This window comes from Ruegeria sp. N7 (assembly GCF_056531345.1).
This window is the reverse complement of record NZ_JBQFLR010000033.1, coordinates 1-13,953: the sequence shown is the minus strand read 5'-3', so window position 1 is coordinate 13,953 and position 13,953 is coordinate 1. Positions and strand designations below refer to the sequence as shown.

The following is a 13,953-nucleotide window of genomic DNA, read 5'->3' as shown; positions in this document are numbered from 1 at the left end:
ACAATCTCTTCGGGCTTCGGTCGCTTGTTTGCCATTCGTGGTCCTCCGTTTCCTAAACATAGCGGTGGACCAGTTCAGTTGGGGAGGCTCAGCACCGTTTGATTTCTTCTTGGAGGGCACGGCACGGGGCGGCGCATTATTGCGCCCTCAGCCGCCGGACAATGCGGCAGCGATCAGAAAGGCGGTTGTATCCCAAGTCTTAGAAAGACATGGTTCAGGTCCCGAATGGGAAGTGCCAATACCTGCGGTGGTAACCGCGGCGAAAGCGGTTTAGGAACGTCGGGTTGGTACAGCGACGTTGTTCAAAGCTGACGTTAATTCTCTTGCAACGAGCGGCAGAAATAGTCCGCGGACTGTGAGTTCGTCGACGACCAGATTTCGCAGTCGCAGCGAATGGCGGCAATGCGGGCTGCGACCGCAGCATTCTGACCAGTGGGTGAATGGCCGCAAAGCGACCGAACCGGTTCGAGTAAATCAGCTATGCTTGCGCAAGGTCCGTTAGACGTGTGGGGTGAGCCATCAAAATCCGACGCAGAAGCGATACTTGTTCCGTTGCTACGCTACGTCGAATCGAACCGAGACCGTCAATCCGGGTGAGCTGTTTGTAGCCATTAAGAGCGCCGAATGATGATCTGCGATAGCCTTCACCAGCGCCAGTCCTAAACCATTCCCAACACTATTTCGTTCGCTTTTAAGCTTATAGAAAGGAACAAAGAGCTTTCCCAGAGTGTTTTCGGGAACGCCGGGACCATCATCAACCACCGAGAGCGTAACGATGCCGTCTTCTTTTTCAATAAGCAGGCGAACTCTGGAATGCTTTGGGCAGTGATCGATAGAGTTCTGCAAAAGGTTTGCGCAAAGCTGTTTCAGCATACCTTCATCGCCTTCGATCAGGGAACGCCCTGATTGGTTCTCAACAAAATTCAGGCTTTGACCCTTAGCCTCCGCAAGTGGAATCATCGTTTCGACTGCTTCTCGACCCAGCCTATTCAAATCTAGATAGCTGAACGCTTTTGGACTGTTACCTTCTTCGATACGGTTGATCCGCAAAACAGTTTCAAAGGTCCATTTTAGACGGTCAAGTTCAGACTGAATATTGTTGATCACCTCTAGTGGCTGACCTTCGGATTGAAGCGTGTCTCTCGCTTCCTGAAGCGCGATGTAAGCATGAGTGAGCGGGTTCTTCAAATCATGTGCAATTGATGCAGCCGTCGATCGAGTCGTGGACATTAAAGCTGTCAGGTTGTCGAGATGTCGGTTCATCAACCGGGCAATCCGGTCTATCTGATCGTTGTTCTTACTGACTGAAAGCCTCGCTTTAACATCACCTCTTGAGACTTTGTTTAGCGTCTTCGCCATTTGATCGAGTTTGCGATATGTTCTTATGCTGGAGATGTACCCAACCAACAAAGTGCACACCGTTGCTCCAAATCCGATTGCAACCAAAGACCACGCCAGCGAACGAAGCGTGCTTTTCACAAAGGCAAGATCGCGACCAACCACAACTACAAATCCACGGTAGGTTTGCACGTTGACACGGTGGATACGTTTTTCCCCACCCAGATCTATACCATCGTCTTCGATTTCTCCCCATCCTCTAAAGGACGGGTATTCGTCGATATTTCCCGCCAGACGCTTCCCCTGGCTGTCGAACAGGCCAATCAAACTGGTGTCGAATGGCAACCAGAGGGTCGCGTCATCAATCGCTTGTACAACATCTGAATCGTTGTCGTTATCGTCCAGAATTTCCTGAATGAAACGCATTTCGTCGATCAACAACGAGTCCATTTCCCGTTGCAAATCGCCACGAATTCTTTCGAACGTTAAAAAAGCCAACGCTGTAACTGAAAGTAGTATTACTACAGCTGCATACAACGCTGTCGTAAACGCTGCTCCAGAGACAATGTTTGAGCGCTTCATTTGTTTTTCATCCGATTATAGTGGCGACCGCATGTGATTTGGCTAACAGCAAACCCTTTCTGGCCAGTCAAGCGAGTGATCCGAGGGTGTTAGCTGAAAAACTAGCGGGAAAATGGGGAATTTAGCTAAATTTGTCGCACCATTGGAGATGCGAGACCAATAAAGCACACGAATGTCAATGCTCTCAACTCCCAGCTCCGTTTGATTGAGCACACCCGAACACTTTCAAAAAACTATGTGCGGTGTTGCTCGCCTGATACGGCGGCCGATGGAGCCTTGATTTCCGAGAACTTGCAGCGCTCCCTTCCGAGGGGGTGGAGGGGAGCGCTGCTTTGACTGAGGGAAGCAAGCGTGCGAGTGAGTGGTCCGTGTCCTCACGGTTCCGGTGGCACCCTTCAGGAGGGTAACGAGTGCTTCCTCAGTCGAGTATTCGGTTTCAGTTCCAACCTTGACGGCATCTTCTGCAACGTTTCCTTGCCATCCGGCTTTCATCAACCTTACGTTTTTGAAAAATAGTGCGATCTTCCCCCTGGATCATTGAGTTTTCGATGTTGTTCACCCACCTTTTGTGCACTGTCCGTGATCTTCGACAGATGTGGCACCGTGCGTGGACAGCTCATAGGTCATGGTTGGGAAATGAAGCGCCAAGGTCCAGACTTCGTCGGTCTTGATGTGGATGAATGTTACTCCGTCCAGCCCGTGTGCGACGGAGGCTACGCCTTCTGTGTTTTGCACAATCAGGCGCGCTTCTGAGCGGTCAGCACCCTGAAAGACCTGGATGATTTCACCATTGGTTTCTGACGTGCATAGGTATTCTGTTTCGTCTGCGATCGCTGCAGACGCAGGCAAAAGTGCCATTAGGAGTATTGCTTTCATCGTCATTGTTTTTCCGTTCAAAAGGTTGGGCTTTCTAGTTTGAGTTGTCCAAGTGGTGGTTCGAATTATGAGTGGACCGTTCTTCCGCATAGGTTCAGGCCGCGACGCGAGGCTTTCCAAAGCTCACACACACCCGCAGGCCCGGTTCATTGTTTTCCGCAGTGACTATTGCGCCGTGGCGTGTGGCAACGGCCTTTACAAGCGACAGGCCAAGCCCATTGCCATCTTCATATTTTGTGCCGTCTGCTCGGAAAAACGCGTCAAAAATCTTGTTGATTTGGGGTTCCGGAACCCCTGGACCGTTATCTGTCACAACCAGCTCAATCACATCGGGCTTGGCTGTCAGGGAAATCCTGATCCAAGAACCGGAAGGGCAATACCGGAGCGAGTTGTTCACAAGATTGACGAGCAGCTGCTTCAGCATGTTTTCGTCGCCTCGGATCAATATCGTGTCGGCGTTGTAGTCCGCCGAGATGTGCTTACCTGCATCGACGGCAACTGGATACAGCGCCTCAGCAACACCCTCAACGAGCGCGCTCAGGTTCACTGTTTTAAAGCTCTTTTGATGCGTTCCTTCCTCAATTTGCGAGACCTTGAGGATCGTGTCGAAAACAACTCTAATGCGCTTTAGGTTGCTCTCTAATTCATTGAGGCCGGATCGCGGGTCGCCACCATACTCAACTTCGCTGTAAACCTGTTGCAAAGCGATAAAACCACTGGTTAATGGTGTCTTTAAATCGCGGGCAACTGTGACCGCAGTAGCATGTGTGCTATTCAGTAAACTCGAAATCCAGTCGAGACGTCGGTTAACCAACTGGAAAATCCGATCGAATTGATCGCCCTTTCCCGAAACCGGAAGACGAATAGAACCATTCGCTTGCACAGGAGGTTCCAGGGCTCGCTCAACCGACTTTAGTTTCCGATAGTTTTGAGAGCTGAAGTAGTAGCCAAGACCTAAAACAGTCATGGTTGTTGCGAGCGTCAGAAGCAATAGCCCTTCCCAAAGTGTTGTCAACGCTTGACTAAGTGATGTCATGCTACGGGCGACTACTGTGCGATACCCAAGATACTCGGACGCATGAAGCATATAGACGGGCGCGGTCCCGCCGAATTGAACAAAATCCGGATCTACCTCGTGCCATCCGTTCGTATCAGGCACTTTCGCGATTGAACTGGCAAGTGCTGAACCGTTTTGGTCAAACAGCGCGATTACGTGAAGTTGGGTTCGATTAGGGTTATTCAAATGTTCGATTGCTCGCTGAACTGCGTCAGCGCCGCCTTCCTGCAATATCTCATGAAGCAAAAGCTCTTCATCGAGGATTTGTTGTTCGAGGTCAGAGCGGAGCTTGTCTTCCAGCGCCAGATAGGCTGCATATCCGAAAACAGCGGTGATGATCCAGACAATCAATGCGGCGAAACAAGCTGGAGCGCTCGAGGCAATGCTAGCGCGGCCCATGAAGGCTGTATCCAACGTTTCGAGACGTGTGCAAAAGCGGCATCTCGAAGGGCTTGTCTATCTTCGACCTCAGACGACTGATGTATGTTTCAATCACGGTCGAACTCGGGTCAAAATTATAGTCCCAAACTTGCTCCAGAAGCATGGTGCGTGTCACCACGCGGCCTGTATTGCGCATCAAAACTTCTAACAACGCAAATTCACGTGGCAACAAATCTATTGTCACATCTTGCCGTTTCACGACTCTGCTGAGTAGGTCCATTGATAGATCGTGGACATGAAGCTCAGTTGTCGAGAAATCGGGCGGTTGTCGCCTGATTATGCTATTTAAACGCGCTAGCAGCTCTGAAAAATGAAAAGGCTTTACTAGGTAGTCATCTGCACCTTCGGTCAAACCTTCTACTCTGTCCTGAACGTCTCCTATCGACGTAAGAAACAGAACCGGGGTCTGTTTTTTCGCGGCCCTAAGTGCTTTGAGAACGGAAAGACCATCCATTCCTGGTAGCATGCGGTCCAGGACTATGGCGTCACATTCATTGTATAGACAATATGACAGGGCATCCCGACCATCTTCATACCACTCCACACTAAAACCGTTTGATCTGAGTCCTGAATTGACAAAGTCGGCGGTTTTTTTGTCGTCTTCTGCGACGAGTATCTTCACTTTAAGCCCTCCGATTTTGCCACTGGACCTGCTTGTTTCAGTTTGGAATGCGCTGTAAGTGAACCCAGCCATAACGTGATGGCTAAGTCCATTTGGCAAATCGTTGCAGACTAGAGACTCAACGTTTCTTCGACGGCTTTCACCTGAAGCCGGGCGAGACCAAGATTGGCAGTTTTCTTGTCTAGTGCGACATACACAAAGATGTTTGGGTTTTTGTCCAACGGGCGGACCAGATGATACTGTTTGCCAAGCGTTATCAGAATGTCTTCGATGGTATCGTTAAGTTTCAGCGCTTCGATTGCCTGAAGTTTGGCGCGGACGACTTCAACATTCGCAGCGCCTGCAGTTTCAAGATCAAATTTTGAGCCACCCTCAGAGCCTAGTACTAGGCCTGTGTCGCTGTCCACGAGGCACGCCCCCAAAAGACCCTTGATTTCGCTTAGTTTAGAAATGTCCAACGACATGTTTAGCTCCTTTTTGGCTTTGGAATTGCTGATCTGACTCGCTCCGGGCGTTTGATGGATTGGACGAGTTTCTTTGTTTGCAGGTGGGATGGTAATGACGTGTTTTTGAACCAGGCCAAACCTTTCGCTAAATCTGGCCAGAACAGACGATGTATCACTCTTGGAATTCGACATTTTCTATCCAATTCTCGCTGTGATGGTGGAAGTGGATTGTCGAACTATGTGTCCGCCACTGCGAGCGGCTTGGGTGCGAAGGAAGAGCCGATCAACCAAAGTGTCATCCAACCCAGGGAGAGTGTCGTTCCTATGCTGTACATGACATTCGGGATCTGCCCTGACGTTCAAAACCGGTGCGATTGGTCCCTGAGAGCTCTTGGGGCCTCTGTGCAAAAACCTTAGTGCAGCAATACAGGCAGTGGCCAAGTATTGGGCATTGTTGGCTGAAATGGTCAAAACACCTTCCGGACCCAGAAGGAATGAAGACCACAGATACCCAAGTTCAGAAAGGACGCCGGCCAAAACTGATAAAAAAACAGAACTTAGCATAGGCCCCTCGCCTCGTTACCAATCAACTAAGCGGTTCGTAAAATACTGGAGGTTTTAACCGGCTTTTCAGAAAGCTTAAATTTTTGTAAGGAATTTGTTTTTTGTCGGTTGGGGGATAGGAACTTAGGTGCAGCGGGCTATTTGACTGATTTTGTGAGCATTTTGACACCGGCAATGGTTTAGAGTTGGATAACCGTGATTTGTGATCGTCAACCCTCATTGTTTTGGCAGGATTTGCCGTGGGGGAGAGCATTGTTTGTTACACGGCACCAACCTCTATTTTCGGCAACGCAGCGGCAGCAATTCGATTGCGGTTCCAGAGTCTCCTGTGGGACGCGGACTGTGCATTCGAAGGACTCATTTGTTTGTGCTTGAAGCCAACAACTGCTTCGACAAGTTGTATCGTTGCTTTCTTACCCATGAGTGAAAGGTCGGTTTGCGCCACTAGACCACTTGCTGCGAACGGCAGCTTTGTCGGGCCGCATTGCAGCGTCGTGTTTAGTGGATGAACGACCGTAATGGGCCGTCTGCTTAGTTAATATTTAGCCAGGAAGGGGCATTGCTGCGGCTGTCCCGAAGTCGTCAATGAGCCCAACCTGTACCCTGGATTTTATTGCTGCATGCGCTTGTAGCAGTAACAACATTGCAACTGCCGAATATCTTGTGCGGCCAAGCAGCGGAAAGAACTGTCATTCATGCAAATAGCAGCGATGCTCGCGGCGGCAGTTCACAGTTTGCTCAACAAAGCCGTCCTTCACTTCATCCGCAACAGCTATCGCCTAGCTGAATTGGTGGACACGGGACCGTGGCATATGAACAGTAAACACAACAGTCGCCTTCCAGGGGCTTCAAAACTGTTTTGCACGACTTGCATTCATAGAACCACTGGCAAGCATCCGTTGGCATTTCCTCGGTTTCGCTGTGGCCGCACTTCGGGCAAATCAGGGTGCTTTCTAGGACTACAGTTTGTTTTGTCATAGTCTCACATCTGCATGATCAGGTAATCGTTAATCCGTGCCTCGTTAAACACAACGACCCAAGCCACGCCGGTGATTAGAGTTGTTCCTGCAAGCCGCCATTTTAACGTCGGTAAGGAACCGCGCCGATAAGATACCAGCCACGATATCGCGACGAGCGCCGTTGAAATCGTCAGCACATGGTAACTCGCTGCCGCAACCTTCCCAAAGATTGCCAACCAACTGCCGCCCAGCCCCAGTAAAATCATCGTCATGGGCAAAACGCAGCAAGTCGCGACGCCAAGCGCTGATAGCGATCCCAAATAGCTGAGGCTAAGGTACTTCTGCATTCTGTTTCCCTAATGGACTACGTCGCGCGGAGTTGTAGAGACAACAACCACTCGTTTAACTTCTGTAGCCACTATAGGATCAAGACAGGAAATCTCACATGTTTGCGATTGGGGAGGCATCCCGGCAAAGCGGTGTCGGAATTGAAACTATCCGCTACTACGAACGCGAAGGGATCGTGCCGAAACCAGAAAGGGCATCGAATAATCGACGCATGTACTCTGCGCACGATGTGGGACGGCTTTGTTTTCTAAGGAAGTGCCGAGACTTGGGTTTTGCGCTTGCCGATGCAAAGGTGCTTCTCAACCTGTCCGAAGGTGATAGCGAGGATTGCCAATCCGTTCAGGAACTGGCCGAGCTTCATATCTCCAATGTGCGTATGAAGATAATCGAACTTAAGCGATTGGAGGCCGCTCTGAATGAACTTACGGCCAACTGTAACATCGGTAACGTTTCTTGCCCGATGCTTACGCAGATACGGACCTACTAATGGCACATTGAGGCTCGCAGTCGCCCTATGCCAACGCAGCATGACCCAAGATTCGGGCCGCGCAGAATCTACCGTTCGTTAGAGAGGTCAACTCGTTGATTTAGTAATGTTTCAATCAATCAACGAACATTTGTGCCTGGCCACGGTGTTCTTGAAGCACGCGGCGATTTCGGACAGTGAGCCCTACCTGCCGTGCCTGAGCAATCAGTTTGCTGCATACGCATTCGGCAGGTTTTATCAGAAGCCGACCTCTGATTTCCGAAACGCAGAGCAATGCGTTCTGCTTATCTTTGTCCCAAATTGGGCTAGGCAGACTCAGATCTTCTGTTGCTTTCCATTGTATCAAGGCTTGTATCGTGTGTACTCAAAGTCCATATACACAAGGCTTACGTTTTTCTTTTTCGACCTGCTGTCTCCCAAACTCGGCGTTCAGTCTTTCGATTCAGACCGACCACGCCGAGTCGCCGCAATAATGCGGGCGGCAAGTATTAGGAGACTTCCACCATGGCAAATGGCACAGTAAAATGGTTCAACTCGACCAAAGGTTTTGGCTTTATCGAGCCTGAAGATGGTAAGCGCGATGTGTTCGTGCATATCTCAGCACTTGAACGTTCCGGCATCAGCGAATTGAAAGACGGCCAGAAGGTCACTTTTGACGTCGAAGCTGGCCGTGACGGACGCGACAGCGCGGCCAATCTGGCACTGGCCTGACCTTTTACGGGCACCCTTATGGGGTGCCCGTTTGCACAATGGGCTGCTAAAAGCCCTTGGAGAAAAAGTCAGTTGCAACAGCAGGAATTGACCCGGGCGCTCGCGCAATACCGTGTGCCCAATACGAAGCGTAGCGTTTTTGAACTGACAATCACTGTCATCCCCTTTTTCGCGCTATGGGGCGCAGCGTGGTTTGCGCTATCCCTTAGTATCTGGGTCACTGTTCTATTGGCCATCCTGAACGCCGCATTTCTGGTGCGTATCTTCATCATCATGCATGATTGTGGTCACGGATCTTTCTTTAGAAGTCGCACCGTTTGCAATTGGACCGGCCGGGTTCTGGGTGTTCTCGCCCTGACACCCTATGACGTCTGGCGGCAAAGCCATGCGATTCACCATGCCTCAACCGGTAACCTTGATCGGCGTGGTATGGGTGACATTCCTACATTGACCATTGAGGAATACCTGAAACGGAATTGGTTCGGGCGTGCCGCTTACAGGTTAATCCGGAACCCCTTCTTTCTGTTCTGTATCGTACCGGTCTACACGTTCTTTTTTCAAAATCGCTTGCCCTTTGGTTTCATGCGGTCAGGCTGGCTGTATTGGGCAAGTGCAATGGGAACAAACGCCGCGATTGCGGTGGTCCTGGCTCTGATTTTTTGGACCGGAGGCCTGGATGTACTGGTTTTTGTATTCCTTCCAACCATGATCGTCGCTGCATCGATTGGTATTTGGCTATTCTATATTCAACACCAGTTTGAACACACGACTTGGGAGCGGGAAGAAGTGTGGAATCTTCAGAACGCCGCATTCTATGGAAGTTCTCACTACGCCCTGCCAGGCATCCTGCGGTGGTTCTCTGCCAATATCGGTGTGCACCATGTTCACCACCTTGCCAGCCGCATACCGTTTTATCGGCTAAACGAGGTTTTGCGTGACCATTCCGAGTTGGAAAATTGCCAGCGTATTACTCTATATGAGAGCCTTCATTGCGCACGATTGCATCTTTGGGATGAAGAAAGTCAGCGCCTGCTGACGTTTTCTCAGGCTTTGTCGAACGCCAATCCCAACAAGAGTCTAGTGTAATCTGGCGCGCACCAAAAAGGCTTCGACAGTATCACCGCCGAGGGCGCGAATGGCCTCTAGTCGGTGAAGGCCTTCAATCAGCACGAACCGCTTGTTGTCCGCACGTATCTGGATCGGCGTCTTCTGGCCATTCTTCAGGATATCTTCTGCCAGCGTCAGAACCTTTTGTTGATCAAGTGTTTTGGCCCGTTTCACAGGTACATAGATCAGGTCGAGCGGATATGGTTTTTTCTCCAACATAAGCTACGTGTGCGCCTTTCTTGCGTTTATTCCGGTTCGAAGTTCGCTTCAAAGGCAGGCGCTGGAACGTGCGTCATAGAACCGAACGAACAGCATCGCGCAGCTCCTGATGCATGATCCAAGTCGCTGGTTCATCGTCACTTTTGACGTGAGAAGATGCCAATACCTGAGCGGCGCCATCATTTTGAGCCGATCCGGCTTCGGGAAGCTCGAGTTCCAGATATTCTGCAATCGATAGCCCGATTTTCTTGAAGACCTTGACGGACGCCTCGCGCGATTTGTAACCAGCTGCCTTGGTTAACTGACCAATGCTCAGTCCTTCCTTGCCTGCGATTGTAAGTGCTTTGAGCATGGTGACCTGCGCAGTGGAGAGCCTGATCTGACGCAATGCTTCGACATATTCTCCTTCACTGGGAATGAAGTTGCCGGAGTTCGCCTCCAAACGACGTCGAGCGCTGCGTTTCCTGTCTCGCTCTTCGAGAATTTCTTTTAAGGCTTCAATGGCCAATGACGGTGTTTCGCCAACTGCATCAGCAATCAAACCTTGCGTTTTCGCTGGTGGCTTGGGGAATGCGCGCGCAACGCTGTTACCGCTCAGAATGCCAGCCTTAATCAAGTACTTTCCAAATTCTACTTCGATCACTTCTGATACGTCGGCGTTCCGCGTCTTGCGAACACTGCGGTCCTGAAATGCTCTTTGTTCCAGACCACGCACTGACATCTTTGAGTCAGAAAGGGTCACTTGAGGGGCATTTTTACGCATCAGAGAAACACCACTACAATTACCGCTGCAACAAACACTGCTAACGCCATAGATATCTTAATCCCGTGGGACCGGCGACGCGCCTTTTCGGCTTTGATCCTTTTGCCAAGATTTTCGTCAATCGAGTTATGGTTCACGGCTTGGTCCTTCCGGATTTGTCAGGCGATATTGATTTCCACGAACCTATTTTCGTGGAATATTTTCGGCGCACTTATCGTTCTGTCGTGTGAACGGCCGATTGCATTCCCAACCATCACCTCTTCGATTCAAATGAGCGTTTGAAGGAACAAGGATTGCATCGCACCTGTCCCGGTTTGCGCGAAAACCACGTTCGCATTTCCATCCAGAGTGGGAATCTGGTTCAAGATACGCATGCTGTGGAACAGCCACAGGCTCACAGCCGCTCTCCGCCGCGTTGTAACCTCTGAGGCAAACCCAACCATCCGAGCTTTTTTTATCGCTCAGACGACCGTTTTTTGGGACTTCTATTGCAACACAATCCTGGTTCTCCTTACGAAATCCCCAGTTGCAGTGTATTTCCTGTGCGCCAAACCTGGTTTCGACGTATCCATTTTGAGGTGCAATCAGTTCTTCGCATTTTTCTTCGACACGCTGGAACAGCCGATTGCACTCCCACTGATCTCCGGTTGATGCAAGATAGGCATTTTCAGGAACTCTTATTTCCTCACAGAGATCTCCGACATTCTGAAAACCGTGATTGCATTCCCAGCCAATGCCATAGGAGCTACCCGTCAAATATGCGTTTTCCGGTAAGTCTATTCTTTGGCACGATCCGTTCTTGTTTTCGAAACCTTGGTCACAAACCGATCCATCGGCATTGCCTGCGACTTGGGCAGGAAGCTGCGTCCCTGAGAACAACACCAAGAGTGTCGGGATCAAACAAAGAATGCAGCGCGCAAACAGGATGAATGACTGATTGAAACGGAGCCTGAGACCTGATCTATCGGGCATCATGCACGCAATTTATGAGCCATGTGTTGTTCATACGGCGCTTTCTTTCATGGGTCACGCGATGGCTGGCGCATGTCAGGTGACAGTTGCGAATGCATGTGAGGAACGAGCTCATAGCGAAGACCCCAGCGAAACCCGTTCCTATGCTGGGGCATATGCTACAGTTATTCTGAAGGCCATTGGATCATCGAAGCCGGCAGCATCGCGGCGACGAGTAAATTTCACCAATACACTTTTGTGGTTCTTAGCCAGCATAGAGTCAAGGAAGTTTCCCTCGTCGCAATGGGAGCACCGCTACGGCTAGTAGTATTTGAAACTGCCGGTGACCAAGGTTCCTGGTGAACTACCGAAAGAAATTGTCTGGTATTAGTTTTTCGTTGTGTCGATTTGGGGCCAGGCTATCAGCGGGTGGCAGTTTAAGTCGGCGTTTCAGTTGCCGGGCCTGAGTGCGGCGAAAGAGGAGTATGTGATCAAGGCTTCCTCGTAACTAGGAATGACTGGCCGGACGACATTGGCTGTCAGGCGGGGATGTTCGCGCCGCTTCTGCACAAGTACCCGCGGCGCGATCAATTGGCCGCTCGGTCCCGCACCCTGTAAATTGCGCCTGAGCCGAGAAAACTGTACTGCGAGCGTACGCAACAAGATTTTGACACTTCCGCTCAGGGCACGCTACGTCCCACTCCTGCGTAAAAGAACTAGAACCACTATGGATTGGCGACCGACAGCGCCGCTCGCCAAACTGTCTCAGATGTCTATGCGCTCTGCAATGCTTAGCGAGTCTTCCAATTCAACGCCCAGGTATCGCACGGTGCTATCGACCTTTGTGTGCCCAAGCAGAAGTTGGACCGCGCGGAGATTTCCTGTCTTGCGGTAGATCTCAGCTACTTTGGTTCGGCGAAGCGAATGCGTGCCATATCCGCTCGGTTCCAATCCGATTGCGGTCACCCAGTCTCGAACCAGCCTGCCATACTGGCGCGTCGAGATGTGTGGTCGATCATGGAATCGGCTTGGAAACATGAACCGGCTAGCAAACATTTCCGGTGATTTTACCCATACCAATACAGTTTCTCGCGTGTTTTCCGTCAGTTCGAATTGAACAGATCGCTTGGTTTTGCTCTGGATCACCGAAACACGCTCACGGACGCGATCGTCTTTGACAAGATCGGTCACAGCGAGTTTGACCAGATCGCAGCCGCGTAGCTTGCTATCAATCGCGACGTTGAACATTGTGAGATCACGCAGATTTCCAGAAAGTTCGAGCCGGGCACGGATCGCCCAGACCTGTTTTGGGAGTAGCGGTCGTTTCTGACCGATGATCCGCCCCTTGTTCCAAGCTCTGGGTTTTGGGGTGACTGCAGGTAGTTGGACTCTTGGCATATTTTGCACTCCGATCCACCCTCCGCACCCAAGCAACAGCACCGCGCTGACCACCGAATAGTACAAGCGGCGTGAATGCCTGCTGTCCGATTATGAATACTGGCATGGTTTAGTGTGTGCATTAGGCGGCTTGAGCCCATATCACTACACATAAGAACGGTTCGAGTCCAAACCGCGCGTACGCTTCGTCTTCAGCACCGATTACCGATCGGGTTCCACGTTAAAAGGCCCGGGTCAGCACCAATAAGATAAAATGAGATATGATCAGAAAAGCTGGAAAGACCGGCGTCAGGTTATCAGCGACGCCGAGCTAACCCAGGGCTTACTGATACGCCATTTCGCCACGCGCTCAACCCCTTGCAGCGTCGACAAATCCGCTCTCCGAACCCTTCGCTCCAGAATGGCGTTCTGCAACGAAGACACGGGCGTTCTTGCGGCACGTCATTGTGGGCGCGAGCCATGATCGTATCTGCGTCGTTGTCGAAGTCTTCCATCAGTTCTTAGCCTCGATTTCTGTTTTGGTTTATACAGCGACTGGAAAAGAAAGTTCCGAGCCCTAAGCCTTGAGATTGAAGGAGCTGCCTGGTTCAGACTGTCCGATGGGACGGCCTGTAATCCGAGGGGTTTTAAAAGGACGAACTGGCATTCCTTCGTTCTCAGCAGCTTGGACAGCGAAAGCATACCGAGAACCGCTTGCGCATCCTCTTGGTATGGCTCGTTGATCTGATGATCCGTCGTCTGCCTCAGAAATGAGCGACTCCGAGTAGAGGTGCCGAAGTTGAGTCTAAGACACACCGTCAGCTTCCATGATCAGTTGCACCATCGGATCGGCCAAGAGTTGGTCGAGCAGGAATTGCGACAACTCCTTCGCAGACAATTTATCCCTTGCGCGGGCTCTCTCCAAATCAGTAAGAGAAACGGTCAACGTTCGCGCCAGACCGGGGTGAGATTTCCGTGGAAGCAGAAAGATTAGCACTGATGCTTTCCAGGCTTCTTGGACGTGTCGCGGTTTGCTGCCGCTCCTTTGATAGCATTTATTGCAGCAAAGGAGACGAACTATGGGACTGAAACGGACGGACGAATT

At 50.8% G+C, this 13,953-nt stretch carries 13 protein-coding genes; 3 read left to right on the top strand and 10 right to left on the bottom strand.

Features of this window, described 5'->3' with window-relative positions; all coding sequences use genetic code 11:
• Positions 1-555 precede the first annotated feature (555 nt).
• The 7 genes from ACR0ES_RS19800 to ACR0ES_RS19770 all read right to left on the bottom strand — a co-directional run bounded on the left by ACR0ES_RS19800 (position 556) and on the right by ACR0ES_RS19770 (position 7,232).
• Positions 556-1,920 (bottom strand): sensor histidine kinase, encoded by a 1,365-nt coding sequence (locus ACR0ES_RS19800; protein WP_480774573.1) that lies wholly within the window; start codon positions 1,918-1,920, stop codon positions 556-558.
• A 555-nt stretch (positions 1,921-2,475) separates the two neighbouring features.
• Entirely contained in the window at positions 2,476-2,802 is a 327-nt protein-coding gene (locus ACR0ES_RS19795; protein WP_480774574.1) for a hypothetical protein, read from the bottom strand.
• Positions 2,803-2,890: 88 nt separating this feature from the next.
• The gene (locus ACR0ES_RS19790; RefSeq protein ID WP_480508205.1) at positions 2,891-4,252 is read right to left on the bottom strand and encodes a sensor histidine kinase; all 1,362 of its coding nucleotides are present in this window, start codon (positions 4,250-4,252) and stop codon (positions 2,891-2,893) included.
• Complete coding sequence (locus tag ACR0ES_RS19785; protein WP_480508203.1) at positions 4,239-4,916, bottom strand: response regulator; 678 nt, start codon at positions 4,914-4,916, stop codon at positions 4,239-4,241. The genes ACR0ES_RS19790 and ACR0ES_RS19785 overlap by 14 nt, the downstream gene beginning before the upstream one ends.
• Positions 4,917-5,026: 110 nt before the next feature.
• Complete coding sequence (locus tag ACR0ES_RS19780; RefSeq protein WP_480774575.1) at positions 5,027-5,554, bottom strand: roadblock/LC7 domain-containing protein; 528 nt, start codon at positions 5,552-5,554, stop codon at positions 5,027-5,029.
• 1,131 nt (positions 5,555-6,685) lie between these two features.
• The gene (locus ACR0ES_RS19775) at positions 6,686-6,904 is read right to left on the bottom strand and encodes a GDCCVxC domain-containing (seleno)protein (protein ID WP_480774576.1); all 219 of its coding nucleotides are present in this window, start codon (positions 6,902-6,904) and stop codon (positions 6,686-6,688) included.
• Between the two features lie 4 nt (positions 6,905-6,908).
• On the bottom strand, positions 6,909-7,232 hold the full coding sequence (locus ACR0ES_RS19770) for a hypothetical protein (protein WP_480871570.1): 324 nt from the start codon (positions 7,230-7,232) through the stop codon (positions 6,909-6,911).
• 98 nt (positions 7,233-7,330) lie between these two features.
• Here ACR0ES_RS19770 and ACR0ES_RS19765 point away from each other — a divergent pair, with 98 nt between their 5' ends.
• The 3 genes from ACR0ES_RS19765 (at position 7,331) to ACR0ES_RS19755 (ending at position 9,517) form a co-directional block, all read left to right on the top strand.
• Complete coding sequence (locus tag ACR0ES_RS19765) at positions 7,331-7,720, top strand: MerR family transcriptional regulator (RefSeq protein ID WP_480485574.1); 390 nt, start codon at positions 7,331-7,333, stop codon at positions 7,718-7,720.
• Between the two features lie 504 nt (positions 7,721-8,224).
• Positions 8,225-8,431, top strand: a complete 207-nt coding sequence (locus tag ACR0ES_RS19760) for a cold-shock protein (protein WP_170430361.1) — start codon at positions 8,225-8,227, stop codon at positions 8,429-8,431.
• An 18-nt stretch (positions 8,432-8,449) separates the two neighbouring features.
• Positions 8,450-9,517 (top strand): fatty acid desaturase, encoded by a 1,068-nt coding sequence (locus tag ACR0ES_RS19755; RefSeq protein WP_480774551.1) that lies wholly within the window; start codon positions 8,450-8,452, stop codon positions 9,515-9,517.
• Here ACR0ES_RS19755 and ACR0ES_RS19750 read toward each other — a convergent pair.
• The 3 genes from ACR0ES_RS19750 to ACR0ES_RS19740 all read right to left on the bottom strand — a co-directional run bounded on the left by ACR0ES_RS19750 (position 9,509) and on the right by ACR0ES_RS19740 (position 12,869).
• Positions 9,509-9,757, bottom strand: a complete 249-nt coding sequence (locus ACR0ES_RS19750; RefSeq protein ID WP_170452343.1) for a ParB N-terminal domain-containing protein — start codon at positions 9,755-9,757, stop codon at positions 9,509-9,511. The two genes, ACR0ES_RS19755 and ACR0ES_RS19750, sit on opposite strands and share 9 nt — an antisense overlap.
• Positions 9,758-9,830: 73 nt before the next feature.
• A complete protein-coding gene (locus ACR0ES_RS19745; protein WP_480774552.1) occupies positions 9,831-10,520 on the bottom strand; it encodes a hypothetical protein in 690 nt (229 codons plus the stop codon).
• Between the two features lie 1,716 nt (positions 10,521-12,236).
• Positions 12,237-12,869: a tyrosine-type recombinase/integrase gene (locus ACR0ES_RS19740; RefSeq protein WP_480871568.1), complete on the bottom strand. Its 633-nt coding sequence runs from the start codon at positions 12,867-12,869 to the stop codon at positions 12,237-12,239.
• Positions 12,870-13,953: the final 1,084 nt, after the last annotated feature.

Bases quoted from the DNA above. Each gene is read 5' to 3' on its own strand.
- ACR0ES_RS19800 (WP_480774573.1), bottom strand. From the start codon at position 1,920: ATGAAGCGCTCAAACATTGTCTCTGGAGCAGCGTTTACGACAGCGTTG.
- ACR0ES_RS19795 (WP_480774574.1), bottom strand. From the start codon at position 2,802: ATGACGATGAAAGCAATACTCCTAATGGCACTTTTGCCTGCGTCTGCA.
- ACR0ES_RS19790 (WP_480508205.1), bottom strand. From the start codon at position 4,252: ATGGGCCGCGCTAGCATTGCCTCGAGCGCTCCAGCTTGTTTCGCCGCA.
- ACR0ES_RS19780 (WP_480774575.1), bottom strand. From the start codon at position 5,554: ATGTCGAATTCCAAGAGTGATACATCGTCTGTTCTGGCCAGATTTAGC.
- ACR0ES_RS19775 (WP_480774576.1), bottom strand. From the start codon at position 6,904: ATGACAAAACAAACTGTAGTCCTAGAAAGCACCCTGATTTGCCCGAAG.
- ACR0ES_RS19770 (WP_480871570.1), bottom strand. From the start codon at position 7,232: ATGCAGAAGTACCTTAGCCTCAGCTATTTGGGATCGCTATCAGCGCTT.
- ACR0ES_RS19765 (WP_480485574.1), top strand. From the start codon at position 7,331: ATGTTTGCGATTGGGGAGGCATCCCGGCAAAGCGGTGTCGGAATTGAA.
- ACR0ES_RS19760 (WP_170430361.1), top strand. From the start codon at position 8,225: ATGGCAAATGGCACAGTAAAATGGTTCAACTCGACCAAAGGTTTTGGC.
- ACR0ES_RS19755 (WP_480774551.1), top strand. From the start codon at position 8,450: ATGGGGTGCCCGTTTGCACAATGGGCTGCTAAAAGCCCTTGGAGAAAA.
- ACR0ES_RS19750 (WP_170452343.1), bottom strand. From the start codon at position 9,757: ATGTTGGAGAAAAAACCATATCCGCTCGACCTGATCTATGTACCTGTG.
- ACR0ES_RS19745 (WP_480774552.1), bottom strand. From the start codon at position 10,520: ATGCGTAAAAATGCCCCTCAAGTGACCCTTTCTGACTCAAAGATGTCA.
- ACR0ES_RS19740 (WP_480871568.1), bottom strand. From the start codon at position 12,869: ATGCCAAGAGTCCAACTACCTGCAGTCACCCCAAAACCCAGAGCTTGG.